The following is a 26,237-nucleotide window of genomic DNA, read 5'->3' as shown; positions in this document are numbered from 1 at the left end:
TAGCCGGATGACTCAATCGCATTCCTCACTGGCTAAGCGCACGCAACATTCCAACCTAGCATTCAGCCAACAATGCGGGCTCGTGTCTCACTAACGGGACGATTTACGTCGATGAAATCACACATTTTATATGGGGACTCCCTTACTTGCGCACTCTGGGTTTAACATAGTGGCTACAGGCTATAACTGATAACTCTATAACTTAATAACAAATGGTTGACTCATGCGCATGACCCTTGCGAGCAAAATTCTTCTTGCTCTTTTTCTTGTTTTCGCTCTGGTGCTCGTCACGTCCTTGGCCTACCAATCTCATCAGCAAAAGGCACTGATGACTTCGATTGTTAGTCAGCAAACGCTCGATAAAGCCTCTAACTACTTTGATAGCCTTAACATGTTGATGTTGACGGGCACCATTAGCCAACGAAATACCTTGCGAGAAAAAATGCTTTCTCATGAAGGTATTGAAGAAGCGCGTGTGATCCGCTCCGACGCTATTACTCGCTTTTTTGGTCCCGGTAACCCCGAACAATCGCCGCAAGATGCGATTGATCAGCGTGCCCTAGACGGTGAAACCATCGTTGAAACCGTCGACAGCAATGGCGAAAAAGGACTCGTGGTTGCCCTACCAATGAAAGCAAGCAGCGACTACCGCGGTACTAACTGTCTGCAGTGCCACGTGGCGGAAGAAGGGACGGTGCTGGGGGTGATTCGCCTTGAGTACGATCTCGAGCCGCTTTACGGCACCATAGATAAAGAAATGCTCATTACTGCCGGGATCATGGGAAGCATTGCTGTGATCGGTTTTCTGATCTCATTAACGGTGATCCGTCGGTGGGTAGTGTCTCCGCTCAAGCGGGTCTCTGCGTTCATGAAACGTACCAGCCATGATAAAAATCTGGCCGAGCGTCTCAACGATACCCGAGGCGATGAAATCGGTGAGCTATGTGATAGCTGTGATCAGTTGCTTGATAACTTCTCTGCCAGCTTGCAACAAGTTCAGCGCACCTCTGAAACGCTGTCAGCCGAGGCGATGAACTTGATTCGCGTCTCTAGCCATACCGACCAATTAGCGGATAGCCAGCGTCATGAAACCAATGATATGTCATCGGCGATCGATAATGTTCAACAACACCAACATGATATTCAAAACCGCACCCAAGAAGCGGCGCAACTGAGTGAATCAGCGGCCACCAGCGCCAACCAAGGCAGTGATCTCGCTAACGTTGCCGCCAATGATATTCGCAAGTTAGTCGAAGATATAAGCCAGGTGCGCAGCCAAATTTTGGATGTGAATCAACAAAGCCAGCAAGTGACCACTATTCTGGGGGTGATTCGTGAAATTGCCGAACAAACCAACTTGCTCGCGTTAAATGCCGCTATCGAAGCCGCGCGTGCTGGCGAACAAGGCCGTGGTTTTGCGGTGGTTGCTGAAGAAGTGCGTAACCTTGCCAGCCGCAGCCACGACGCAACCGGAGAAATCCAGACCATTATCGAAAACCTATGTGCAGGTAGCGAAGCCTCAGCACAAGCGGTGGAAGCGACCAGTGACAGTGCTAATCAGCGAGGCGAAACCGTTATGGCTCTCTCTGAGGCGCTGGGCAATATCGCCGAGCAAGTCACCACCGTGAATAACAACGCGGACGATATTAGCCAACAAAGCGAACACCAAGCGCAAATGACCGATGCCCTACTCTCTCAAGTTGGCCGAATCCAAAGCCATGCTAACGATACCGCCAGCAATGCCAATGAGGTCAAAGCTATCAGCGCGAATCTTGAGCAACTGGTTGAGCAGTTAGAGGGATTAATTGGCCAATTTAAGCTCTCAGACTCGCTCAAGTCTTGAAGCTATACAGGATACAGGTAAACTTGCTAGCCTAACTTGCAAAATGACTGATGCGGTTGTCACTGAATAACCGCGTTACCCTAAACGGAGATAGAAGCGAATTATGACATACGCGCCTGTAGTAGACGTCCTGCGCGGCAAGGCGGCAGTCGACACTGAAGTGACTGTGCGTGGATGGGTCCGGTCACGCCGAGATTCCAAAGCCGGTATTTCTTTTCTTGCCATTTACGATGGCTCTTGTTTTGACCCTATTCAGGCCGTGGTCCCTAATGAGCTGGATAATTATCAGCAAGACGTTCTTCGCTTGACCGCTGGCTGCTCAGTTGAAGTCACGGGTAACGTGGTAGAGTCGCCAGGAAAAGGCCAAGCCTATGAGCTGCAAGCCACAGCCGTAAAAGTCGTCGGTTGGGTAGACGACCCTGATACCTATCCAATGGCGAAAACACGTCATTCTATCGAATACTTGCGTGAAGTGGCCCATTTGCGCCCACGCTCAAACGTGATTGGTGCGGTGGCGCGGGTTCGCCACACCTTGTCACAAGCGATCCACCGCTTTTTCCATGAGCAAGGCTATTACTGGATGTCTGCGCCATTGATCACCGCCTCAGACTGTGAAGGTGCTGGCGAGATGTTCCGCGTCTCTACCTTAGACTTGGCCAATGTGCCCAAAACCGAGCAAGGCGACGTCGACTTTGACCAAGACTTTTTTGGCAAAGAAGCCTTCTTGACCGTATCGGGTCAGTTAAACGCTGAAACCTATGCCTGTGCGTTGAGCAAAGTCTACACCTTCGGTCCAACCTTCCGCGCGGAGAACTCAAACACCAGCCGTCACTTGGCGGAGTTTTGGATGGTTGAGCCAGAAGTGGCCTTTGCCGACCTGGATGATTCGGCGGCCTTGGCAGAAGCCATGCTTAAGTACGTGTTCAAAGCCGTGCTTGAAGAGCGCCAAGACGACATGAAATTCTTTGAGCAACGCATTAACAAAGACGTGCTCACGCGTCTGGAAAAATTTGTTAATGCAGATTTTGCCCAAGTGGATTACACCGATGCGGTCACCATCTTGCAAAACAGCGGCCAAACATTCGAATTCCCAGTTGAATGGGGAATCGATTTAGCGTCTGAACACGAGCGTTATCTTGCAGAAGAGCACTTTAATGCGCCGGTGGTCGTTAAAAACTACCCGAAAGACATTAAAGCCTTCTACATGCGCATGAACGATGACGGCAAAACCGTTGCCGCGATGGACGTGTTAGCACCGGGTATTGGCGAAATTATCGGTGGCTCTCAACGTGAAGAGCGTCTTGATGTACTTGACCAACGCTTAGAAGAAATGGGCCTTGAGAAAGAAGATTTCTGGTGGTACCGCGATCTGCGCCGCTATGGCACAGTCCCTCATTCAGGCTTTGGTTTGGGCTTTGAGCGCCTCGTTTCCTACGTAACCGGAATGAGCAACATTCGCGATGTGATCCCTTTCCCTCGCTCACCACGCAATGCCAACTTCTAAATCGGTTTGCTATTCAAAAGGCTGCATATTGCAGCCTTTTTCTTGTGTTTTTTCCGCGTAAAAACTGCTTTTACAGCATAAACCAATACAAAACACATGACTGGTCCGCTTGTCCTTCGGTTTCTATTCTTCTCGACAAGTGTTATAAAAAAGCCAGTTTGACTTTCATTCATCATAACCATGGACGACACCAATGTTTGAGAAAATCTCTGCCGCTCCCGCTGATCCTATTCTAGGACTGACTGAAGAATATAAAGCTGACCCCCGTGAAGACAAAATCAATCTCGGGGTAGGCGTCTACAAAAACGAGCATGGCGAAACGCCGGTACTCCCTTCTGTCAAAAAAGCCGAAGCGTTACTTCTCGACAGAGAAAGCACCAAGTCTTACTTAAGCATTCCTGGCACGGCCGAATATGGCCTCGCGGTGCAACAACTGCTGTTCGGTGAGCAAGCTGACGTTATCAACGACAAACGCGCGCAAACCGCACACTCACCAGGTGGAACCGGTGCGCTTCGCTTGGCTGGCGAGTTTATTAAACGTCATCTTGGCGATGTCACGGTTTGGATCAGCAATCCAACTTGGGCAAATCATAAGGGCGTATTTACTGCCGCTGGCCTTCCTTTAGCTGAATACAGCTATTACGATGCGGCGAAAAACGATAAAGACTTTGCAGCCATGGTCTCTGACCTTGAGAAAGCAAGCTCAGGTGATGTTGTTCTCCTTCATGGCTGCTGCCATAACCCGACTGGCATCGACCCTACCGAGCAAGAGTGGCAAACCCTCGCTGAACTCTGTCAGCGTAAAGGCCTGCTGCCGATGTTCGACTTTGCTTATCAAGGCTTTGCCACTGGCGTCGAAGAAGATGCTGCCGGCTTACGTATTTTTACTCAGGTATGTCCTGAGCTGCTTATCGCGAGCTCATTTTCGAAAAACTTTGGTTTGTATAATGAGCGAGTGGGCGCCTTTACGCTCGTTGGCCGTAATCAAGAAGAAGCCACCAAAGCGTTTAGTCAGGTGAAAACCATTGCCCGCGTTATTTACTCTAACCCACCCGCTCACGGCGCCGCCGTAGTGACCACCATCTTGAACGACGCGACGCTCAAGGCGCAGTGGTTGCAAGAGCTAGCAGACATGCGCGATCGCATCAAAACCATGCGTACCGAATTTGTCAAAACATTGAAAGCGCAAGGTGTGTCGCGTGACTTTAGCTTTATCGAGCAGCAAAACGGCATGTTCTCGTTCTCTGGGCTCAATAAAGACCAAGTCAATGCACTAAAAGCCGATCATGGCGTGTATATCGTCGGCTCAGGCCGTTTAAATGTGGCAGGCATGACGCACACCAACATGGTGCCACTTTGCACTGCCATCGCAAAGGTTTTAGACTAAGCACCGCTGTCTTAAAACTGAAACAAAAGGGCCGCAAGGCCCTTTTTTTATGGGCTCCGTCCAGAAAGAAACAATTTAGTAACATAATTATTAATAGAAAGCCTGAAACCACTACACTAAAACCAACAAGGCTTTTATCAACTGTGACCAAAAAAGATAAAGACTATGAGCAATAATGAAGTTGTATTTGGTGACGATGAGCGCCTCGTCTCGACCACTGATAAACGCGGGGTGATTACCTACTGTAACCCGGAGTTTATTCGGATCGCTGGCTACGATGAAGAGGACCTGACGGGCGCTCCTCACAATATTATTCGTCACGCCGATATGCCCAAAGCGGCATTTGCGGATATGTGGCGAGCTTTAAAAGCTAACCAACCTTGGCGAGGTATCGTCAAAAACCGCTGTAAAAACGGCGATTATTATTGGGTAGACGCGTATGTCACCCCCATTTACGACCGAGGCCAAGTCACCGGCTATCAGTCCGTCAGGGTGAAGCCTGACCCTGCCGTCAAACATCGCGCCGCGCAAATCTACCAAACCCTGTGTCGGGCAGAGAAAAACGGCAAGTCGATGAAGCAGTTGTCGGTTGCCGATATTCCTGCGGCATTGAAGTACACATTAATGGGGTTGGGATTGGTCGCCGCACCTGTGTCGCTTATTTTCGATAGCGCCATATCGGGCTGGGATGTGGCGGGCGCCATTGCGATGCCTTTGGTGCTTGGTACCCTCTTCCGTGACGAGCTCTTTACCTTGCCAACCCTCGCGCGCGGCGTGCAAGCCAATTACGACAGTATCAGCCGCTATATTTACTCGGGGACTGGGCTCAGTTCGGTGGTTGACTACAAGGTGAAAATGCTCAATGCCCGCATACGCACTATTCTTGGACGTATGCTCGATGCTTCACTGTCACTGAATCAATTTTCGGATGAGTTGAGTGCATTATCAACACGCGTGTCTAATGCTATCAATAAGCAAAGCCACCAGATTTCCTCGATTGCCAGTAACATTGATCATGCCTCTGAATCGGCAAACAGGGTATCTGATAACGCCCAGCAAAGTGTTGAACTATTGCACTCGGTCCAGCAGCAAAGCAAAGAAACCGAATCCTTGTTACAGCAGACAGGCGAGCAATTAAAAAGCCTCTCTCAACAATCTGAAAACTCCCTCACCGCGACGCAACAGCTGTCTGCCACCGCAGATCGAGTGACCGAGTCAATGAGTGAGATCAGTGGGATTGCCGAGCAGACTAACTTGCTAGCGCTGAATGCGGCAATTGAAGCGGCACGCGCTGGAGAGCAAGGCCGAGGCTTCGCCGTTGTTGCCGATGAAGTGCGGGCGCTTTCCAGTCGGACGCAAACAGCCACGGAGCAAATCCAGTCTTCAATCCAAGACATGCACAACACTATTTCGCATTGGCAAAACCAGATTCACGAAAGCCACGAACAAACACAAGCGTGTGTTGATACCACGGACCACAGTATTACGAGCCTGCACTCGGTCAGAAATGCGATAGAGGATGTGGTCGGCCGCACGAATGAAACACACCACTCTGCCCAAGCGCAATTAGAGAGTTTCACCGCCGTTAGCAAAGAGATCCATGATATCGAATCGGTTTCTCAGCAAAACCTCAACGAGGTCAATGATGTTTCCGAGGCAAGCCGTCAGCTGCGAGATAAAGTGCGTCAGTTCCACGATATTGCGAGGCAGTTTGAGTAAACCAAACCGCTAACGCCTCCACGCTAACCGCCCTAAAAAAGCCCCAGTCTGTTACCAGAGTGGGGCTTTTTGAACATCTGCCGTCTGAGCATGGGCGTTATTGAATCCCGTGCAAAAACTCAGCCCGTGTTGCGGCATTCTTCTTAAACAAGCCACCGAGTGCGGTGGTGGTCGTCTCACTGTTGGCATCCATGACACCACGAGATTTCACGCAATAATGCGTCGCTTCGATACGCACCGCGACGTCCTCGGTTTCCAGCAGCGTTTGCAATGCCACCAACACCTGACGTGTTAGTCGCTCTTGCACTTGCGGACGTTGAGAGAAGAAACGCACAATCCGGTTTATCTTGGACAGACCAAGCACTTTGTGGTTAGGAAGGTAGGCGACGGTTGCCCGACCATCAATGGTAACAAGGTGATGCTCGCAGGTGCTGGTCACTGAAATGTCCTTAACGCGCACCATCTCATCGCAACCCATCTTGTTCTCAATCATGGTGACTTTGGGGAATTGCGCGTAATCCAAGCCTGAGAAAATCTCATCGACATACATCTTCGCAATTCGCGCCGGTGTCTCGGCCAAACTATCATCGGTAAGGTCTAAATCGATCGACTGCAGAATTTCACGCATATGAAATTCAATTTTTTCTTTTCGTTCTTCAGAAGACATCGGAGATGTCGCCGTCATTGGGGTTTCAATACCGCGAGCAACCAACGCTTCCTGAACTTTCTTTGCAGCATCGCTCAATGCCATGATGGATTCCTTTTTGGGTCTGCCCTAGCCGTTCTTCTACTTACACACTGTAGCCAGTGTCGGATCAGTGCTGTCACTAAATAGAAGCATAACGTTAATATCCAAAAAATACACCTCGCGAATGCTGTGGTTTTACTGCCTGATGCCTTAGTGGACAGCCTCAATGGCAAAATTGTCAAGGAAAATGAACATCTTCGCTCAGAAATGATGTCGTCATGTGCGACCTACGCTGTCGCCAAGATGTCATCCTTCGTTATCTCGTCTTCTGAGTGAAACTAAACTGTCATTTTTATTTGGTAATCTCATCAGTTGATTTCCTGCGACTAACCAACCGTGGCGTCAGCCATACTCGCTCAGTGAATTGTGCTGGTGCAATAAACACCACCAAGACAAGATTTCAATAATAATAAGACACGCGATGGTATATCTTGCCCCCTCTACCGGGGGCTTTTTTTATCGCCCAACATAAAAGACATTGGCTTGACATAAACTCACATTTTTATTGGCATACTTGTTACTAACTTGGCTACGCTTGAATTGAAACCCACTGTTAGTGACTAAGGAGTCATTATGAAAAAACACGTGTTGATGGCAGTCATGCTCACTGCCGGGGTGACCGCTTGTAGTAACGGCCAGTATGCCGGCGGTGACGATGGCAGCGTGACAAGCTCTGGCGTTGCCCAGCAATGGCAACTGACCATGGTCGATCAACAGGCTATCAGTGCGGAAGGAACCCCAACGCTTACCATTAATAAGGACATGGGTGTCAACGGCTTTAGTGGCTGTAACCGTTATTTTGGTAACGCTGAACTGAATAGTAATCGCTTCAAAGTGGCGCCAATGGCCAGTACTAAGATGGCGTGTTCGTCCAGTGCGATGGAACTCGAACAAACCATGAGTCAGGTTCTAAGCCAATGGAGTGATGCAACAATACGTGATAATCATCTTATGCTCAGTAACGAGGCGCATACGTTATTATTCACCGCGGCTAACACGCAAAACCCTGAGGAAGATCCCCTACTCAAAAGCCCTGTGGTTGATTCCCGCTTCAATAAAGGTGAAGAGTACTAACCTCGCGTCAGCGTTTATACCTTAGAAGCACATAAGGGCGGTGCATCTGTACCGCTCTGGTTTTTTAAGGGTCAATACTTTTATTGTCCTGCACCGGCGCGCTGATTTCCATCCAGTGCCACCCAGTATCATTGTCCGCTTTCGCACGGGTCAAGCCAATTTCACCATAAGCATGTAATCGCGAGGCAGTCATTTCTTTTTGATCGCTGACCGTTACCCCGCCAACAAATACCCTGACCCGATCTTCCGGCTCTCCTTCAAACTCTACCTTTAATCGTTTCACCGCTTTTACACACTCATCAGCCAATCGCTCTGCGCCTTCTGTGCGCGGCAAGATGGCAACAAACTGGCTACCGGTAAATCGACATACCAAATCACCGGGCCGTTTAAGCATCTCATCCAGTACCTGTGCAATTTGTCGGATCAACTGATCACCGGCAATGCGTCCATACTGGTTGTTGTAATTAGACAGGTGTTGGATCTCTACCACCATCAGGCTCAAAGGCGCTTCATCACGAAGTGCACGCTGGATCTCACGTTCGAGCTCCTGCTCAAACTGGGTGCGATTATGTAATCCTGTCAACCCATCACACTTGGTCATCGACTCCAGTCGACTATTGGCTTCTTTCAATGCGTGTGTTTTTTGATCAACTTGTACCTGAACACTGTAGGCGCGAGACTGCAGGCGATAAAGCAGATAGCAAATCACCAAAAATATGCCACTGCCAATGAGAAACGTCCACAACGGCACCCAGCTTTGCCTTGCCTGCATGTAGCTGACGGTCGGATAGCCAATCAGTTCCCACTCGCGACCCGCGAAGAAAATAGGCTTGGCGGGCTGTTGCGCCAGTGAGTCTTTCATTTGTGCCAATTCCACCCGCTGCGTATGAAGTACTTGGCGATGACTCGGGTCGGTCGCATCAATCAGGGTATAATTAATCCCATCATTAATGACGGTGTCGATCGCCAAATTGACCAAGGTATTCACATCAATCACCGCCACCAGAAACCCGCGTAAATCTCGCGTGTCTTCTCCACCCAGCTGCTCTGGATCTAATAAGATAGGCATGATCAACAAAAAGCCGCGTACATTGCCATAGGCGCGCTCGATAGTGGTAGCAGGGGTGGCGACAGGCACGCCGGTATTAAAGCTGGTTTTCAATGCCTGACGGGTGACTGGCGTGGAACCAAGATCGTAACCAATAACAGACGCTTCGCTGTTCTCGCCAGAGGTGAATCTCAGCGGAAAATACATGTCACGCCGCTTAGCAGGGATCAGCTGATTGTTTGGGCTTAGTTCGACAATATTAAACCCTGACGACGGGTCACCCCTTTCTTCCATTCCCTGAACATAATGCCGACGCTGATGGTGCATCACGATATCCACCCACTCTATCGACTTAAAGCTTGGGTGGCGTTTCAGTACACCGGATGTCAGCGGCTGAAAATTACGCGCGTCCAGTCGGTGACCCGCGTCAAAATGATTCTTGACCGCGTAGAGCAATTCAAGGCCAAGATTGACCTCGCGCGCCAACGCCATTGCGGCATTATTCACGTCTTTATGCAGCTCTTTACGAATCGCCTCTTGCTCTTTTTGATACAATAAATGGGCGGTTAAGGCTGCAAATCCCACACCGATCAGTGCGGTTAATACAATTACGCTCCATGCTCTTCGCGGCATCAGTGTCGTCCTTATAAAGAATAATCCACGTGATAAAACAGAAGGTTCACTGACTCTCTCCCTCTATAAGCGTAGTGGGCAGACTAATAAACGATCAAATTTTTAACAAAATGGCAGGACGTGTCGCGGGTCTGTCAAAAGGCGGCAAGAAATGCGACTCACTGTGTGCAGTGAGTCGCAGCCTAGACGTTATTTAAGCTTTAATTGGTTGGTGAGTGGGTCGTACTCACAACCAATATCATCAAATTTACTTTGCAACTGATCGTGGTCGAGGTCTAAATGCGCCATCAGTGCTTCCAAACTATCACACTCTAGACGCAGTCTTTCATTCACAATGCCATAGAAGATAGCACCATCTAATCGGCTGATATTGTGGATATCCATACCCTCTCCTTGCACTAAACTCACGCACTTTGAGTATAGATCCTCGACGAAAAACTGCCCAATCAAGCAATGACGAGCCGTGTCAAACTGATATTGGCCAACAGCATAAATCCAAAACCAACACTCACGCGCCAAAACACAGGCGATGTTTGTTTAAGCAGGTGCCAAATCTGTGCGGCCACCCCAAGCAAACCTAGGCCTGCACCAGCCATAATGGCATTGATGTCACTCGCTGCCGATGGGCTAACCGCTGACAACAGCGCGGCCATCATCATCACGCCCATAAAGGCTAATACACTGCTCACAGGGAGCAAGCGATCAAAAGCTTGCAATCGCGAGCGCGCACGCACTAACAAACTATGGCCAAGGCTCGCCCCAAGAATCACTAGTTGCAAGGCTCCCATCATCAGCATCCCGCCACCGTGCGTGGCAAGTATGACAATCCATGCAACAAAACCCAATAAGTTTGCGACATGAAGCAAAGGGATGGGACCGGAGTGACGTGTTTTGCCTGTTTTTGATCGAAACGCAAAGATCCCTAACAACAAAAAGGGTAAACTGGCGAACAATGTAAATGGAACTAAGATCAACCACGCAAAAACAGGCACCCAGAAAGCACGATGGAATCGGCCCCGCTGGCCTGGGCATATTTCTCCTTTCAATAGCGCCAGTGAGAGCACCAGCTGTGCCCCTAGAATTGCCGAGGCAACCGCAGGAGCAAGTAACGTATACATAGTGAAAAGCACCTTACGTATCTCAATAAAAAATGGTCAATTATTCGTTTCATTGCATTAAAAAGTTGGCTAGATCACATTGAATGCAAGAAACACAGTCAAAACAAACAACAAACTGGCATGTTTGCACGCTTATACCAACCTTTATGACAGAAAAAAATAACATGACCGCGCAGCAGGATAATACCAAAGCGGCGGACGCAACTGGAACCTTTGCACAGGCGGGAACAACAATGGGTGCAATGATGAGTGAAACCTTAGGCCATATTATCTACAAGCTGCAAATATCGTTCCTTGAGCTGTGGAGTGCTAAAAAGCACGCAAACAGCTTTAATAATACACGCAGCACTTATCTGCGCAGCCGCTTGTGCGTGTTGTGTTACGTATGGGCCGCCCTGACCATTGCATGGTCACCCGCTGATTTTTTGTTCCTCGCTGACAAAGCGGCCGCGGCGCAGCTCTCGCTACAACGCCTTTTGTTAGCGGGTATGCTTATTACCATTGGTTACGCGGTCAATCGCGCTAATAATCTCAAATCAGCGAAACTTGGCTTGGTCGCCATGGTGCTTGCTACCAACGCCTTTTATTTATCCGCCAGCCACACTTTAGGCTTTCCCACCGACAACGCGGCATTCTCTTACAGCTACACCTTGCTGCCCATTATTCAGATTGTCATGCTGACCATCTTCCCGCTCACAATGCGGGAAAGCATACTCTTGATGTCGATTACCCTGATTTGCCACTTATGGGTTGATTCATTCAGTGGCACCATGACCAGTCCAGATAATATTGCTTCGTATTGGCTACAAACCGTCATTGCGTTCATGGTGGTATGGTCACAGCTTTCTCAACTCCACATGATTTTGCGCCTTTACCGGCAGGCGACGCTGGACCCATTAACCGGTATCTATAACCGCCGAATGCTATTACAGCTGGCCATGCGCGCTCTGGCCGTTAGCGAAGAGAGGCACTCGCCATTCTCCGTCTTGCTGCTCGATTTGGATAAGTTCAAGAGAATTAATGACAAGTGGGGTCACTACGCAGGCGATGTGGTCTTGCAATCATTTACTCGCACCGTACAAGAGCGCTTGAGAAAGGCAGATATTTTCGGTCGCTTTGGTGGCGAGGAATTTATTGTCTTCCTCCCTAAATGTAATGGCGAGATCACCGCACAAATCGCCGAGCGTTTGCTGGGTGAAATTAGAGAGATGGATGTCTATATTGATGAAAGCCGTACTCCGTTGAAAGTCACCGCGTCGATAGGCCTTTCCACGCTACAACCAGGCGATACGCTTTCATCCTTGATAGAGCGCGCCGACAGTGCTCTCTACCAAGCAAAAGCCGAAGGGCGAAATTGCATACGTACTTACCAGCCAGGCAAACAGACGGGGTTTGACGCCAGAAACTCTGTCAGCCGTGACAATATCGATATGCCCACCGAAACATCGCTTTAGCGAAGCATTCGGTCGCAAAAAGACAATCAGAGACAGACAGGAGAAAGTACAGTCATCGCGAGACGCTCTCTTGGGTGGGCGTTGGACGGCGCCTTTTTCTCCGCGCCGAGTTAACGCTTAGGATGCCACCACAGACGTTTGGCGCTGGCTTTCGCGACGTCGGCGCATGACACGAGAAAGGCCAAATACCAGTCCCAATAAAATCGTGATAAGCACTAGGGCCGCGATCACCACGCCAGGCCATGCAAAGTGTTGCCAAGCTGCGATAAGGTAAAACCCACCGAGACTACCACCAATATAATAATGCACCAGATACAAGGCTGTTGCCGTTGCTTTACCCTGCGCGGCTTGACGGCTTACCCATCCATAAGCGAGTGAGTGAGTAAAGAACGCGCCACCGCTTACAATTAATAACCCCACCACCATCCAAAGCACCTGACTGCTCAAGGTCACTAAAACCCCCAGCATGGCCACCCCTGTTCCAAAAGCCATACCTTTGATCGCGCCAAAATGCAGCACCCAGCGCCCGCTCAATCGTGATGTCACCGTGCCGGCGAGGTAACAAACAAACACCGAAGACACCAAACTGACTGGCAATTGGTAAGGCGCAGCCACCAAGCGAAACGCCATCACCGAAAACAAATTCACGAATAACGCAAAATTGACACCGCCAATCAGCATCGCCAGCCACAATTTGGGTGTGCGAAGATGCGTGAGCACCCCGCGAGAATGGGTCAGTAAGGAGGTATTGCCAGGCGAAAAATAACGCTGACGAGGCAAAAGTTTACTCACGATGGCCACACCTACCAAGGAGAGCACGGCCATCGCCATCACCGCGCCGTGCCAGCCCCACCAATCTGTCATCATCCCACCGAATACACGACCCGAGATCCCCCCCAGTGAGTTAGCACTGATATAGCTACCCACGGCAATTGCCAGCGCCTCCGGTGAAAATTCTTCTGCCATATACGCGACCGCGACTGCGGCAAACCCACCCAGCGCAATGCCGACTAAAGCCCGTAAACCGACGATGATCCAAAAAGAAGAGGTGCTGGCGATCATAAGGCCTATCACGGGAAGCATCCAAAGGCTCACCAGCATCACTGGACGCCGACCAATTCGCTCCGACAGCACGGCCCAAGGCACCAGTGAAAAAGAAAGACCTAAAGTGGTGGCCGCAAGTAGCCAGTTCGCCCGTGTTTCACTGATCCCATCGGCCGCGGCAAAGACAGGTAACATAGGTTGAAACAAGTAAAGGTTACAAAAAATCAAAAACGAGCCGAACGCGAGCGCAAACGCCGTCAGTCGGTAACGTGGTGAGCCAAGCTCTATCATGAAAACCTCACCAGTGGGCTAAGATGTGATCATGCTAACAACCGCTTTGCAATTAATAAAATATATTAAATATATCCTCTTCATATATTTTATTTATATTCATGGACGTCAAACAGCTCCGCCAAGTGATTGCTGTCGCTGAGACTAAAAGCTTTACGCTCGCCGCCCAGCGTCTGCATATCGCGCAACCAGCGCTCAGTATTGCGATTAAAAAGCTTGAGAATCAATTGGGTATGCCGATTTTTATCCGCAATGAAAAGCACATTCAGCTTACGCAAGAAGGGCAAGTATTACTGCAGCATGCCTATCGCGTCGTACAGCAAATGCAAGATGCAGCCACAGCCATGGATGAGCTTAAAGGATTGCAAAAAGGCGAGGTACGTATCGGTGTACCGGGTATGCTCGGATCTTATTTTTTTCCTGAGTTGCTGATGGGGTTCCGCCGTCGCTATCCCGCGCTAAAACTCACGGTGGTAGAGGCTGGCACTCACTCCCTGCGGCAAATGCTGCTCGACGGTGAGCTGGATCTCGCCGTGATTAACGATAGAGAGGTGCCCGATTCGTTAGAAACCACGCATTTGATTTCCTCGCAGATGGTCGCCGTTGTCGCGACCGATCATACGCTCGCCACACATCATACGCTCGATTACCACACCTTTTTCGACCATGAGTTGATCATGTTCCGTCCGGGATACTTCCACCGTGATTACCTTGACCAGGTCTGCGATACGCATGCAATAACCCCCAAACTTTCATTAGAAACCAATTTACTGGCAATGATTTTGAATATCGTCCGTCATGGGTTTGCGATCAGTGCACTGCTCGATATGGTCACCGAACATGAAAGGGGGATTGTCGGGATCCCCTTTACACAACCGATCAAGCTCGATATTGCGATTGCCTGGCGTAAACACGGTTACTTGTCCCTCGCCGATCGCGCCTTCATTGATTATGTGCAACAACATAATCCGTCTGCCAAGCCTTCTATGACATCCTGAGCCACCTTTCCCCAGATTTACCCCTATACTCGATGCAGGATTATCGCTAAAATCGCTGGCTAATTTATCGCCCGCCCTGGCGCACGATGCGCGTATCGTTGAATCGCCTGTCCTCATTGCAATGGGCTGACCAAGAGACCATAACGTGACACCGACTGCTATATACGATTACACCCCTTATTGGGCGGCCTGCTTTGGCCCCGCGCCTTTTTTGCCCACCAGCCGTGAAGAGATGGATATCTTAGGTTGGGATAGCTGCGATATCATCATCGTAACCGGTGATGCCTATGTCGATCATCCTAGCTTTGGCATGGCGGTGATTGGCCGCACATTGGAAGCACAAGGGTTTCGTGTTGGCATCATCTCGCAGCCTAACTGGCACAATAAAGATGATTTTATGGCATTAGGCGAGCCTAACCTATTCTTTGGCGTGACGGCTGGCAACATGGACTCGATGATCAACCGCTACACCGCAGACCGAAAACTGCGCCATGATGATGCCTATACGCCCAATAACGAGGGAGGTAAACGCCCTGATCGTGCGGTTTTGGTCTATTCTCAACGTTGTCGAGAGGCGTATAAGCAAACGCCGATCGTACTGGGCGGGATAGAGGCCAGCTTGCGCCGTTTAGCACACTACGACTATTGGTCAGACAAAGTCCGTCGCTCTGTGTTATGTGACGCGAAAGCAGACATATTGCTATTTGGCAACGCAGAACGCGCCTTGATAGAAGTGGCACATCGTTTATCTCGCGGTGACACCTTAGCCGATATGACTCGCATCGCGGGCACCGCAGTGATGATGAAAACACCGCCCGAAGGTATGGCAGAAGTCGATTCCACCCGCATTGATAAACCGGGAAAGAGCATGACCATGCCCAACCCCTATGCAACAGAAACCCAATGCGAAACCAGCAAAAAAGCAGAGCCGGATGCCGCGAAACCAATCACCATTCGCCCTTCTAGGCATGATGCGAAAAACACCTTTGTTCGCCTGCCCTCGTTTGAAAAACTCAGAAACGATCGGATTTTGTATGCCCATGCAAGCCGGGTGATGCATTTGGAAGCCAACCCCTACTCCGCGCGGGCGTTGGGTCAGCAACATGGCGATCAACTCCTTTGGATTAATCCGCCTCCGGTGCCGCTCACCACCGAAGAAATGGACTATGTGTTTGGCCTCCCCTATGCGCGAGTACCTCATCCAAAGTACGGTAAAGCCAAGATCCCTGCCTACGACATGATTAAAACCTCGGTGAACATTATGCGTGGCTGTTTCGGCGGTTGTTCATTTTGTTCAATTACCGAGCACGAAGGGCGGATCATCCAAAACCGCTCACAAGCGTCGATCATTGAAGAGCTCAATGATATTCGCGATAAAGTGCCTGGTTTTACTGGCACGATTTCAGACTTGGGTGGCCCAACCGCTAACATGTATCGACTCGGCTGTGCCGATCCTAAAGCGGAGCGTAACTGTCGTCGCCCCTCTTGTGTATTTCCAAAGATTTGTGACAAGCTCAATACCGATCATCGCCATACCATTGATCTTTACCGTAAAGCACGCCAGGTAGAGGGAATCAAAAAAGTCCTGATTGCCTCGGGAGTGCGGTACGATCTGGCGATTGAGTCACCGGAATATGTGAAAGAGTTGGTCACTCACCATGTCGGTGGCTATTTAAAAATCGCCCCAGAACATACTGAGAAAAATACGCTGGATTTAATGATGAAGCCCGGTATGGGTGCGTATGATCGCTTCAAGGCTCTATTTGAAAAATACAGTAAAGAAGCGGGCAAAAAACAGTATTTGATCCCCTACTTCATTGCCGCGCATCCAGGGTGTACGGATGAAGATATGGTGCATCTGGCATGCTGGCTGAAAGAGAATGCCTTTGAGTGCGACCAAGTGCAAAACTTTTACCCATCACCCATGTGTAATGCGACTGCCATGTACCATTCAGAAACCAACCCACTGAAGCGGGTACGCTATAAAAAGCGCGAAACACTGACAGTGGCAAAAGGAGAGCGCCAGCGACGCTTACACAAAGCGCTACTGCGTTACCATGATCCCGCTAACTGGCCACTGATCCGTGAAGCCTTGGTACGTATGGGGAAACAGCATTTGATTGGTAACGGGCCCAAGTGCCTGATCCCAAAAGAAGATGCCCCCGAAAAAACAGGCCGGCAGCGCCGCTCAGGCCGCCATGGCACCCAGCGCTTTGCCACTAAGCACCCCAAACAACCCGATATACGCCGGCCAAATAACAAAGGGCGAGGCAATAACCAGCGTGGAAAACGCGCATAAGTGCCTGCTTTAAAAGGATGAAATAAAAAACGCCCGTCGTGGTACACCCCGTTGAGGGCATCTTACTACGGGCGTTTCACTACGAGCGTTTCACTACGAGCGTTTCACTACGAGCGCGGCGTGTTTGTTGGCGTTACTTTATCATCGTAACCATCGCGCGTCGGATACGCCCACCACTAACGGAAAAGCTCAACACCAATCACACCAAGCGCCAGGACACCGGCGATGGCTCCGATCACCCACGCAATTTTCTTTTGCGTCCCCTCGTCCAAGTACTGGGCTGCCGTAATCCCGAGTAAAACCAGCAAGATGATAACAATCGTTTTAAGCATTTGTTTTACCTTAGCTTTCAGCTCTTTATTTTACTGTATGACAAAGCCACCCAGATGCAAGCTTTATAGTGATACGTTATCGACACGCGCACGATCAATTCGCGTACACGCTAGCCGCAACAAGATTTGCAAAGGATGTTGTAACTGCGTCTTACTAAACCGCTTCACTTGGCTACGGCACGAGTAACCGGTTGCGAGCACTCTCTCGCTAGGTAGGTTGGCCAACTGTGGCGACCAACTTAAATCATAGATCGCAGCTGACGTTTCACGTTTGTCTGCTTCATGGCCATAAGTGCCCGCCATACCACAACAACCGACAGAAATCGGTTTAAGCGTCGCACCAAAGTGCGCAAATAAAGCCACCCATTGTTGCTCAGCATGAGGCAACTGTGTTTTCTCGGTACAGTGGCCGAACAGATACCAGGGGTCAGCATCACGGCTCGTCACGACCGGCATGTCAGGCACAACACTGCTCAGCCACTCATGACTCAGCATCACATTAAAGTTACCTCGGTGCTTACCTAGCGCTTCTTGATACTCATCGCGATAACAAAGCACCAGCGCCGGATCAACGCCCACCATGGGTATATTCAACGCCGCCAGCTGGTTTAAAAAGCCAGCGGTGTTACGCGCCGTCTGGGCGAAACGACGGAGGAAACCTTTTACATGCTGGGCTTTCCCGTTGGGTTTAAAGGGTACCAGCATGGGCACCTTCCCGAGTTGTCGCGCCAGTTTGATCAAATCGTGGATCAGGGGCGCTTCATAAAAACTGGTAAAAGGGTCCTGCACGATCAACACATAGTGCTCACGCTCTTGCGCGGATAGAGCCTGCAGCCATGCTAAGTCAAACTTAAGCGCATGATCGCCCGCTAGAGACTGAGCCAGCGTCGGCACCGACAACGCCGGTGTGTCTGTGTAGCCAATTAGCTTCGCAGTGAGCCCTTGGGCCCATTGAGGCTGAGTCGCCGCATTCACCCATTTTGGTGCTTTGGCCATCAGCGGGAGCAAGGTTTCAATGTTAGCGACTAAGTGGTCTTTCACCGGGCGCGGATAGCGGCTGTAATAGAGCTGCATAAAGCGCGAGCGGAAACTCGGCACATCCACTTTGATCGGACACTGACTAGCACAAGCCTTACACGCCAAGCAACCGCTCATGGCTTCCATGACTTCATGGCTAAAATCATCTGCTTCTCTGCGGCGAGTAAAATAGCGTCCGAATTTGGCCATCACTTCACGGACTGACGGCGACTGGGTCATCAATGCCTGCTCAACCGCCAAGGGGTCGACACCTTGCTCAGACAGTAAACGCAACCATTCCCGCACGATCCCAGCGCGACCTTTTGGCGAATGGCGACGGTCATAACTGACCTTCATCGAAGGACACATGGGTGAGGCGGTGTCATAGTTAAAGCACAGCCCGTTGCCATTACACTCCATTGCCCCTTTAAAGCTATCACGCACTTCTACGGGGATTTGACGGTCATAAAAGCCACGCTTAGTGTCATCAACCTTCACCAAGGCATCTTGGCTGTTAATCGGTGTGCAGATTTTTCCTGGATTCATCCGATTTTGCGGATCAAATGCCGCCTTGATATGGCGAAGCTGCGCAAACAAGGTCTCACCAAAAAACGCTGGGCCGTACTCTGAACGATAGCCTTTACCATGTTCTCCCCACATCAAGCCGCCATACTTGGCAACCAAAGCAACCACTTGGTCCGAGAGGGTTTTCATTACGCGTTCTTGGTCAGGGTCACACAAATCCAGCGCTGGACGCACATGCAGTACCCCCGCATCGACATGACCAAACATGCCATAGTGCAAATGGTGGCTGTCGAGCAATGCTCTAAATTCACTGATAAAGTCAGCAAGGTGTTCCGGCGGTACACAAGTGTCTTCGGCAAAGGCGACGGGCTTGGCTTTACCTTTTGTGGCACCTAGCAGTCCGACCGCCTTTTTACGCATCGCGTAAATTTTGTTGATTGACGCGAGATCCCGACAAATCTGATAGCCAATCACCCCTTTTTGCTTGTGAGCAATCAAGCTATCCAGTTGCTGACAAAGTGCCGTAATCTGCTGCTCTATCTCACCCGGATCATTCCCCGCAAACTCCACCATATTAATGCCGTGCATGGTTTTGCCGGGCACCGCTTGCAACAGATCACTCACCGTATGCCAAACAATGTCATTACGCGCTAAATCAAGCACTTTGGCATCAATGGTTTCAACCGACAAGGCATTAGCGTCTACCATCATCGGTGCATTACGCAATGCTGAGTCAAAGCTGTCGTATTTAATATTTACCAAAGTCCGCACGGTCGGGATCGGGGTGATATTGAGCTTGGCTTCGGCAATAAACGCTAAGGACCCTTCAGCGCCACACAGCACGCGACCAATGTCGAAGGCTGTGAGTGTGTCATCATAAACATGTTTAAGGTCATAGCCGGTTAAAAAGCGATTTAACGGTGGAAAGGTCTCGGTAATCAAGTCACGGTGCTCACGACAGACTGAGGACACCGTTTGCAGCGCCCGGCCACTGAGATCATCGCGCGACATCGCTTGCTGAAGCTGATCCGCATTGAGAGGCTGTGTATCGAGGACGCTACCATCGACGAGCACTGCTTTTAAACCCAGTACATGATCGGAGGTCTTGCCGTAACGTAGCGAGCCTTGACCGGAGGCATCGGTATTGATCATCCCGCCAATCGTGGCACGATTACTGGTCGATAAGTCAGGTGAGAAAAAATAACCATACGGGCGCAAGACATCATTGAGTTGATCTTTAACCACGCCTGCTTGCACACGTACCCAGCCTTGCTCCGGGTTCACTTCCAGCACCTGCTGCATATGACGCGACACATCCACCACCACATGCTGGGTCAACGACTGGCCATTGGTGCCAGTGCCGCCACCACGGGGAGAAAACTTAATCTCACTAAAAGCTGGGGCTTGGACGGTCTGACCAATAAGCTGAAGATCATCAACTGATGCGGGAAAGAGGACGGCTTGTGGTAAGGCCTGATAAACACTGTTATCAGTGGCCACCGCAAGGCGGCTCGCATAGGTCGATTCAATGTCGCCTTGAAAACCTGCTGTTTGCAAAGCGGTGATAAAATCAACAACGGCGGACGACAGGCCCGCCTCTGGATGGATTGCCGGTATCATTGCTGTTCCTGTGCGCTATCTCACCATGCCTGGTGCAATTTTTGTTGTACTGTCACTTTACCTTAACTCTTGGCACAGCCAAAGCGATCACCTAGCAAATCCTTATCACCACTCGCGCCAACCTAGCCGCTTACCCGACCATTTAGCAAGCTCTGGGCTGGCAATCAGTACCCAAGGGCCCAAACTCCATGCCGCCATTGACACGACAATAAGCACAATCCAGCTTAGGCCTGTCAGCTGTGCCACTCCCCAGGCGGCGCCAACAATGGCGGCGATACCGAAAAAAATCCACGCCAGCGTTAACAGTTTGCCATTGAGCTGGCTGGCCGGTTTATGGCTAGGAAAGAGCTTATGCCAAACCTGACCGGTATAGACACCCGCTGCTAACGCTGACAGATACACCAAATTGGGTAATTTAAGCGCCAGCGCCAACAGCGCCATGATAAGGCACGCTAAAAACCAGATCCGGCCTGTGACCAACATGGGTCTATCATTACCCACTGTCACGGCATCCAGCTTGACGGTCGCCCAAGCAACACTGGCGCCGACCAAAGCGCCAATGACCACATCACTGGCAAAATGCACCCCAAGGTACATTCGGTTCAGCCCCATAAGCACGATCACCAACAACGCCACCGCAAGCGCGCCAAACGCGGGTGGGTGGGTGACTCGACGTTTTAGATACCAAGCAGTCATCACTGCCGCTGCAAGCAATGTATGTCCACTGGGTACGGTAAAACCGCTTGCCTGGCCGATTTGTAACTCTGGCCACAAATAAAACGGCCTTGGCATGGCAAAGCCACTTTTTAGCGTCGTCGACACTGCCGCCGCGCTTATTAACAAAAAGAGAAGTGATAATGCGGATTTATGGCCACGAAAGACCAAAAATAGCGGCAGCAGTGCAATGTAAAAAGCGGTCTCGCCCAGCGTATTGACCAATCTAAATACCGCGGTCACGGTCGAGCTCGCCACCTCGCTCATTTGCTGTACCGCGGTTTGTATCCCCGCGACCCATCGATATTGACTGACATAAAACACAGGCGCTAAGGCACTAAAATCGGCCAAGGCACTGACATCGCTGCTTGGCGTTCTCGCCGCTAGCGACCACAAAAGATCACGACGGTCGCGAAAACGATAGCGATAATCCTGCGCATGGGCGCGCGGTACCAGCCGTGCTTGCTCGACTTCAGAGGCAAAATGGGGCGCGCGCCAAGCCGGCAAAAGACCCACTCCCTCCGCCGTAGAGACAACGGGCAATGGTGCCTGGCTTTGACAAGCAAATAACACACCGCGCTCATCTTGATGATAGACATTACCGACCGTGACGCGAATAGCCGTTTCTTCAAACACTTCTCGCGCTAGCGCTCTACTCGGTGATTCGGCCAAATTAACCCGCCCACCGGGCAAACCATACCGTCCGGTCACTGTGTCTTTCACTAGCAAGAGCCGTCCGGCTGGATCGCTAATAATGCATGCGACCCCAGCGATCCCTTGCTCGGTGGAGAACGTAGTTTCATTCTCAGCCAAGGCATAGCTCGACACTAATCCGCTAAAGACTGACAATAGTACAGCGATAATCCGTTTCATGCGGCGGCTCCTGAATGCACGTGTCCTGATGAAAGATAAGGAAAAGAATGACGCAGCCAGACCCTCTTAGTCCCTATTATTACCATCATAACTTTCAAAACTTGATGGATTTAGTCTGCGAACGTGACTGGGATCTTCTCACGCACAAAGAACGACATTGGCTGACGACCTTTCAACAGCTTAGCTTCAAAGCACAGTGTTTGCTGGTGCGTTTACTGATGCGCCGTCACGACTGGTTTTTGGCCGGCTCGCTGCACTACGATGAGCTGGGTGAAACGCTGCCGCTGCTCGACACCTTGGCTGAACATCAGTTTATTAGTCTTACCCATACTGCCCCGGCAGAGGTGGTATTCAAATTACTCACCAAAACACAACTTATGGCGGCTTTTCCTGATACAGGGCTCGCCAAAAGTGCGCCTAAAAGCCAGTGGCAGCAGGCGATAGAGGCTCTCTACGGCAATACACTCGACAGCCCTTATGAATTGGTGGTCTGCCACCAGCCAGACATCTTACCGGTATTAAACCTGCTGTATTTTGGCAATTCACGCCAGGATTTGAGCCAGTTCGTGGTGGCCGAGCTGGGTATCCAACACTTTGAGCCCTATCCCATTCGGCAAGCCGATCGCTTATTTGAGCATCGGTCCCAAATAAATGACTGGCTGCACTTATCCGCATTAAACGAGATCGTGTGGCAAGCGCGCAAAAACAAGCAACCTAAAGAAGTCTTGGCGTTAGCACCCTGTTTGCCAGCCCCTTTTGACTGGGCACCGCTCGAGCGCAAGCGGCAGCGCTTGGTTAATCGCATTGCACGCGAATTTGAGCGCCAGGATGATTTATCGACCGCATTGTCGCTGTATCAAACCACCACTCAGCCACCCAGCCAAGAACGACGCGCACGTATCTTGATAAAGCAAGGTGACATTAAAGCGGCTGCAACCATCATCGCAACCATGCTCCAAGCCCCACACGATGAAGAAGAGCTTGACGTCGCTTATCGCTTGGCGAAACAAAAACCGGTTCGCGCACTCGGCAGCTTGGTTCCCTCAGCGCGTGCTAAACCGGCGACATTACCCACCGAGACGTTAGCTTTACCGCTGAATCAGCGCGTCGAAAATGAGGTTGCTGATTATTATCGTCAGCAAGGCTGGGAAGTATGGTTCAGCGAGAACAGCTTGCTTAACGCGTTGTTTGGGCTGTTTTTTTGGGATGTTTTGTTTTTGCCGGTCCGTGGCGCCTTTCTTAACCCTTTTCAACGTGGGCCGCGCGATCTCCACAGCGACGACTTTGTCGCTAAACGGCAGACACTGATTGATCAGCGCCTCGCCGAGATTGATCGAGCACGCGATTGGGTAGCGCAACACTATCAGCAAAAGCACGGCATCACTAACGAGTGGGTAAATTGGTCGGTGATAGAGTGGCCGCTGCTTGAGGCTGCGTTAGTCATGCTTACAGACACGCAGCTTCGCGCCTGTTTTCAACGTATTTTGTTCGACCGTCGTCATAACCGCCGCGGCCATCCTGACTTGTTTATGTGCCGAGGCGCATCCTACCAATGGGTGGAAGTAAAGGGGCCGGGCGATACGCTACAGCCTCACCAAACACGCTGGCTACAGTTTTTTCAACAGCATGAGATCCCAGCGAAAGTGACGTATGTGACGCCAGACGAATAATGCACGCACTGAAACATGTCTATCACCGGCTCTCAATCTCGCGACAGCCATCGCGTCTTTAAAGTGACGTTGTCACTCTTTTTCTTCTACATGTGGGTTAAAAATATAATAGGAACCATCGTAAACCAGCCGTTTAATCAACGCCTCGCAATGTTTGAGACCGCTGCGGTCAAACGACACGCCATAGCGTTGCATGCCCCATTTTTGTTGGCGGTTCTCTATTTGCCCACTCAAGATAAAACACTCGTCACTGTTTGGTGCTTGGATTTGAATCGCCATTTGGTGGTGTTTTTCAAATACAGGCGCAATGGCGTCAAAACTAAACCCACAACCGCCTGCAGAAATATCGGTAAGATTAACGGGCAAACGACGATGATCGAGCGGAATTTCCCCTTTGACGTTTAACTCATAACGATTATCTTTGCGCTGTTGTATCAGTTTGGCTTGTTGCGGTAACTCGACCATGACCAAATTAATGGGTGTTTTGAGCACGGTTGAGATCTTAGAGGCAAACCGCACTTTAGCCCCCTCGCCCTCATCAGATACTGCATCAACCGCCAAGCGATAACCTTCAATAAAAAACTGATTAACTTGATTAAGGTTTTCTGTCGGTAGCGAAAAGAATAAGCGCTTTTCACCATCAAAACCGATAAAGGTACATTCACACCGGTACGTTTGTCCCACTGGGGTCTTTATTTGTACTTGCGTCGTGGTGCCATGCTTCATAAATGCCACGGCACGTAACCCTATGACGGTCTCTTCTCTCACCGTTTTGTATTTTTTGGCCTTAAGTTCAGGCAAGGACTGCATCATCGTTCGCTTTTATTGTGATGGATAACTAAGGGCACCGACGTCTCAAGTCAGTGCCCATGCGGCATTTACATCAGCATAAACATGACAAACTGTACCAGCGGTACGGCAGAGCCATCAGAGGTGATGATTTGGTTTCCCTCAATTTTGGCAGACAGCACAGTATTTTTATCTGTTTGTGTGACAAAACCCGCTTTGGTCAGATCCTGTACTTTTGCTTGCCACGGTGACTGTGTCAACACCCCATTGGGTACCGAAACATCAAGATCACCGCTTACCTGATTGACCAGTTGCTGCAAATTAAACACGCCAGTTGGCTCACTGCCTTTCACATCGACGTGCATGTCGACACTGATATCGCCTTCTGGCACGGTTAAGCTGGCGGGCGACAAATCAATCGATAACCCCGATTGCAACAATTGCACCAAAGCTTGGTCAAAGGCCTCCATACTCACTGGTGCGCTACCTTCTTGCCACTGCGACGAGAGTAACGCGATTTGGGACATGGCACTGTAGTCAAGATGATTGGCATCGAGTGCCACTACCAAGTTACGCCACTGCGTGTTGTTCGGTAACGCAATCGTTCCCACCGTCAGTTGGTTGGTGTTATTTAGCTCGCGGGTTGACGTTGACTCAGACGTAATCAACTTGTTCCCTATCTCAAGCTTGACGTCGCCCAGCTTTAAAGATTGACCGCTCACATCACTGAAGTGCGCTTGCTCGAGCGATAAAGACTGTTCACCAATCCACAGACCATCTTGCAAATAGCCGCTTCCTGACCCCGACACGCTATCCACTTTCAGTTGCTGCCCACTATCGTCGTTGAAGGCCAGCGCGGGTAAAGAAAAGGTTGCGTTCACATGTCCTTTGCGGTCGATCTCGCCTTGTAGGCTTAACTCACTCGCGGTCAGGTTACTGCTCGCCTCTGATAGCGAAAAAGGTGCGACGGTAAGGTGATAATCGGATGCCCCTGTCATCAAGGTATCTAGCTCTAAACGAACTGGGGTTGGGTTACCTGGCCACGCTTTTTGGGTGATCGCTTGTAGCTCAGGCGTCATCACTAACGTGTTGCTTGACGAGACGCCAAACACGCCATGGGAGATCTCTGAGGCGATTTCGTAGCTAACGGGTAAGCCCGACTGCGCAAGCATCGCTTTGGTTTCACCCTGAAATGAGAGATGTGTGACCGCCTGCGAGCTTAAATACCCGCGATCGTAGGTCTGCTGCTCAAGCGTGAATTCTGCCGTTGAGCGCTGATCGACTTCTCGCTCATACATCGACTGTGCGATTTGGCCAGTCGCAAACGGCCAACACGCAACAATCGCAAGGCCACCTGCGATGGCACCATACTTTCCTAAAAACATGTTTTCTTTGCCTCAGGCATGCGAAAAATCATAGTGTAACTAAAATTAGGCGCTGAAGATAACGCGTTATACTGTGAAGGCAAACTGTTATGGAAGCCATCGCACAGGTCAATAGACAATGAATAATAAGAAGGAACTTTCTCACTAATGAG

19 protein-coding genes are annotated in these 26,237 nt (G+C 50.3%); 9 read left to right on the top strand and 10 right to left on the bottom strand.

Annotated elements, in window-relative coordinates; all coding sequences use genetic code 11:
* The first annotated feature begins 328 nt into the window (after nucleotides 1–328).
* The 4 genes from WN56_RS00305 (at nucleotide 329) to WN56_RS00285 (ending at nucleotide 6,453) form a co-directional block, all read left to right on the top strand.
* A complete protein-coding gene (locus WN56_RS00305; protein ID WP_231637367.1) occupies nucleotides 329–1,843 on the top strand; it encodes a methyl-accepting chemotaxis protein in 1,515 nt (504 codons plus the stop codon).
* A gap of 103 nt (nucleotides 1,844–1,946) precedes the next feature.
* Nucleotides 1,947–3,347, top strand: coding sequence for an asparagine--tRNA ligase (asnS, locus tag WN56_RS00300; protein ID WP_046073077.1), 1,401 nt, complete (start codon nucleotides 1,947–1,949; stop codon nucleotides 3,345–3,347).
* Nucleotides 3,348–3,540: 193 nt separating this feature from the next.
* A complete protein-coding gene (locus tag WN56_RS00290) occupies nucleotides 3,541–4,734 on the top strand; it encodes an amino acid aminotransferase (RefSeq protein WP_046073075.1) in 1,194 nt (397 codons plus the stop codon).
* A gap of 165 nt (nucleotides 4,735–4,899) precedes the next feature.
* Nucleotides 4,900–6,453 carry a PAS domain-containing methyl-accepting chemotaxis protein gene (locus WN56_RS00285; protein ID WP_046073074.1) on the top strand — a complete coding sequence of 518 codons (1,554 nt, stop codon included), beginning with the start codon at nucleotides 4,900–4,902 and terminating at the stop codon, nucleotides 6,451–6,453.
* Between the two features lie 97 nt (nucleotides 6,454–6,550).
* Here the strand turns inward: WN56_RS00285 and folE are convergent, their stop codons facing one another.
* Nucleotides 6,551–7,207, bottom strand: a complete 657-nt coding sequence (gene folE, locus WN56_RS00280; protein WP_046073073.1) for a GTP cyclohydrolase I FolE — start codon at nucleotides 7,205–7,207, stop codon at nucleotides 6,551–6,553.
* 567 nt (nucleotides 7,208–7,774) lie between these two features.
* Here folE and WN56_RS00275 point away from each other — a divergent pair.
* Nucleotides 7,775–8,275 (top strand): META domain-containing protein, encoded by a 501-nt coding sequence (locus WN56_RS00275; protein WP_052707975.1) that lies wholly within the window; start codon nucleotides 7,775–7,777, stop codon nucleotides 8,273–8,275.
* A 64-nt stretch (nucleotides 8,276–8,339) separates the two neighbouring features.
* On the opposite strand, the gene WN56_RS00270 is transcribed toward WN56_RS00275, so the two are convergent.
* The 3 genes from WN56_RS00270 to WN56_RS00260 form a co-directional block, all read right to left on the bottom strand.
* Complete coding sequence (locus WN56_RS00270; protein ID WP_046073072.1) at nucleotides 8,340–9,956, bottom strand: diguanylate cyclase domain-containing protein; 1,617 nt, start codon at nucleotides 9,954–9,956, stop codon at nucleotides 8,340–8,342.
* 189 nt (nucleotides 9,957–10,145) lie between these two features.
* Nucleotides 10,146–10,340, bottom strand: a complete 195-nt coding sequence (locus WN56_RS00265) for a DUF4250 domain-containing protein (RefSeq protein WP_046073071.1) — start codon at nucleotides 10,338–10,340, stop codon at nucleotides 10,146–10,148.
* Between the two features lie 62 nt (nucleotides 10,341–10,402).
* Nucleotides 10,403–11,074 (bottom strand): hypothetical protein, encoded by a 672-nt coding sequence (locus WN56_RS00260; RefSeq protein WP_046073070.1) that lies wholly within the window; start codon nucleotides 11,072–11,074, stop codon nucleotides 10,403–10,405.
* Nucleotides 11,075–11,220: 146 nt separating this feature from the next.
* Between WN56_RS00260 and WN56_RS00255 the strand changes: the two genes are divergently transcribed.
* Entirely contained in the window at nucleotides 11,221–12,528 is a 1,308-nt protein-coding gene (locus WN56_RS00255; protein ID WP_158075484.1) for a GGDEF domain-containing protein, read from the top strand.
* Nucleotides 12,529–12,645: 117 nt separating this feature from the next.
* On the opposite strand, the gene WN56_RS00250 is transcribed toward WN56_RS00255, so the two are convergent.
* Nucleotides 12,646–13,863 (bottom strand): MFS transporter, encoded by a 1,218-nt coding sequence (locus tag WN56_RS00250; RefSeq protein ID WP_046073069.1) that lies wholly within the window; start codon nucleotides 13,861–13,863, stop codon nucleotides 12,646–12,648.
* Nucleotides 13,864–13,964: 101 nt separating this feature from the next.
* Between WN56_RS00250 and WN56_RS00245 the strand changes: the two genes are divergently transcribed.
* A complete protein-coding gene (locus WN56_RS00245; RefSeq protein WP_046073068.1) occupies nucleotides 13,965–14,861 on the top strand; it encodes a LysR family transcriptional regulator in 897 nt (298 codons plus the stop codon).
* Between the two features lie 145 nt (nucleotides 14,862–15,006).
* Complete coding sequence (locus WN56_RS00240; protein WP_077579044.1) at nucleotides 15,007–17,160, top strand: YgiQ family radical SAM protein; 2,154 nt, start codon at nucleotides 15,007–15,009, stop codon at nucleotides 17,158–17,160.
* A gap of 176 nt (nucleotides 17,161–17,336) precedes the next feature.
* On the opposite strand, the gene WN56_RS16820 is transcribed toward WN56_RS00240, so the two are convergent.
* The 3 genes from WN56_RS16820 to WN56_RS00230 form a co-directional block, all read right to left on the bottom strand.
* Nucleotides 17,337–17,492 carry a hypothetical protein gene (locus WN56_RS16820; protein ID WP_156146643.1) on the bottom strand — a complete coding sequence of 52 codons (156 nt, stop codon included), beginning with the start codon at nucleotides 17,490–17,492 and terminating at the stop codon, nucleotides 17,337–17,339.
* A gap of 63 nt (nucleotides 17,493–17,555) precedes the next feature.
* A complete protein-coding gene (locus WN56_RS00235) occupies nucleotides 17,556–20,654 on the bottom strand; it encodes an FAD-binding and (Fe-S)-binding domain-containing protein (protein WP_046073067.1) in 3,099 nt (1,032 codons plus the stop codon).
* Between the two features lie 105 nt (nucleotides 20,655–20,759).
* Nucleotides 20,760–22,241, bottom strand: a complete 1,482-nt coding sequence (locus tag WN56_RS00230; protein WP_046073066.1) for a phosphatase PAP2 family protein — start codon at nucleotides 22,239–22,241, stop codon at nucleotides 20,760–20,762.
* A gap of 47 nt (nucleotides 22,242–22,288) precedes the next feature.
* Here WN56_RS00230 and WN56_RS00225 point away from each other — a divergent pair, with 47 nt between their 5' ends.
* Nucleotides 22,289–23,911 (top strand): VRR-NUC domain-containing protein, encoded by a 1,623-nt coding sequence (locus WN56_RS00225; protein ID WP_046073065.1) that lies wholly within the window; start codon nucleotides 22,289–22,291, stop codon nucleotides 23,909–23,911.
* Between the two features lie 72 nt (nucleotides 23,912–23,983).
* Here WN56_RS00225 and WN56_RS00220 read toward each other — a convergent pair whose 3' ends face one another.
* Together WN56_RS00220 and WN56_RS00215 are read right to left on the bottom strand one after the other, a co-directional pair.
* Nucleotides 23,984–24,724 (bottom strand): PilZ domain-containing protein, encoded by a 741-nt coding sequence (locus WN56_RS00220; RefSeq protein ID WP_077666836.1) that lies wholly within the window; start codon nucleotides 24,722–24,724, stop codon nucleotides 23,984–23,986.
* Between the two features lie 65 nt (nucleotides 24,725–24,789).
* Nucleotides 24,790–26,085, bottom strand: a complete 1,296-nt coding sequence (locus tag WN56_RS00215; protein ID WP_046073063.1) for a DUF945 family protein — start codon at nucleotides 26,083–26,085, stop codon at nucleotides 24,790–24,792.
* Nucleotides 26,086–26,237: the final 152 nt, after the last annotated feature.

It is taken from the genome of Salinivibrio sp. KP-1 (assembly GCF_000968645.1).
Classification (GTDB): Bacteria; Pseudomonadota; Gammaproteobacteria; order Enterobacterales; family Vibrionaceae; genus Salinivibrio; species Salinivibrio siamensis.
The sequence above is the reverse complement of the archived record's forward strand: the minus strand, read 5'-3'. Positions and strand labels throughout refer to the sequence as shown.

What these genes read in the sequence shown, in the direction of transcription:
- WN56_RS00230 (WP_046073066.1), bottom strand. Translation starts at nt 22,241, where the DNA reads ATGAAACGGATTATCGCTGTACTATTGTCAGTCTTTAGCGGATTAGTG.
- WN56_RS00215 (WP_046073063.1), bottom strand. Translation starts at nt 26,085, where the DNA reads ATGTTTTTAGGAAAGTATGGTGCCATCGCAGGTGGCCTTGCGATTGTT.
- WN56_RS00260 (WP_046073070.1), bottom strand. Translation starts at nt 11,074, where the DNA reads ATGTATACGTTACTTGCTCCTGCGGTTGCCTCGGCAATTCTAGGGGCA.
- WN56_RS00225 (WP_046073065.1), top strand. Translation starts at nt 22,289, where the DNA reads ATGACGCAGCCAGACCCTCTTAGTCCCTATTATTACCATCATAACTTT.
- WN56_RS16820 (WP_156146643.1), bottom strand. Translation starts at nt 17,492, where the DNA reads ATGCTTAAAACGATTGTTATCATCTTGCTGGTTTTACTCGGGATTACG.
- WN56_RS00245 (WP_046073068.1), top strand. Translation starts at nt 13,965, where the DNA reads ATGGACGTCAAACAGCTCCGCCAAGTGATTGCTGTCGCTGAGACTAAA.
- WN56_RS00235 (WP_046073067.1), bottom strand. Translation starts at nt 20,654, where the DNA reads ATGATACCGGCAATCCATCCAGAGGCGGGCCTGTCGTCCGCCGTTGTT.
- WN56_RS00265 (WP_046073071.1), bottom strand. Translation starts at nt 10,340, where the DNA reads ATGGATATCCACAATATCAGCCGATTAGATGGTGCTATCTTCTATGGC.
- WN56_RS00270 (WP_046073072.1), bottom strand. Translation starts at nt 9,956, where the DNA reads ATGCCGCGAAGAGCATGGAGCGTAATTGTATTAACCGCACTGATCGGT.
- WN56_RS00220 (WP_077666836.1), bottom strand. Translation starts at nt 24,724, where the DNA reads ATGATGCAGTCCTTGCCTGAACTTAAGGCCAAAAAATACAAAACGGTG.
- asnS (WP_046073077.1), top strand. Translation starts at nt 1,947, where the DNA reads ATGACATACGCGCCTGTAGTAGACGTCCTGCGCGGCAAGGCGGCAGTC.
- WN56_RS00305 (WP_231637367.1), top strand. Translation starts at nt 329, where the DNA reads ATGACTTCGATTGTTAGTCAGCAAACGCTCGATAAAGCCTCTAACTAC.
- WN56_RS00285 (WP_046073074.1), top strand. Translation starts at nt 4,900, where the DNA reads ATGAGCAATAATGAAGTTGTATTTGGTGACGATGAGCGCCTCGTCTCG.
- WN56_RS00255 (WP_158075484.1), top strand. Translation starts at nt 11,221, where the DNA reads ATGACAGAAAAAAATAACATGACCGCGCAGCAGGATAATACCAAAGCG.
- WN56_RS00275 (WP_052707975.1), top strand. Translation starts at nt 7,775, where the DNA reads ATGAAAAAACACGTGTTGATGGCAGTCATGCTCACTGCCGGGGTGACC.
- WN56_RS00250 (WP_046073069.1), bottom strand. Translation starts at nt 13,863, where the DNA reads ATGATAGAGCTTGGCTCACCACGTTACCGACTGACGGCGTTTGCGCTC.
- WN56_RS00290 (WP_046073075.1), top strand. Translation starts at nt 3,541, where the DNA reads ATGTTTGAGAAAATCTCTGCCGCTCCCGCTGATCCTATTCTAGGACTG.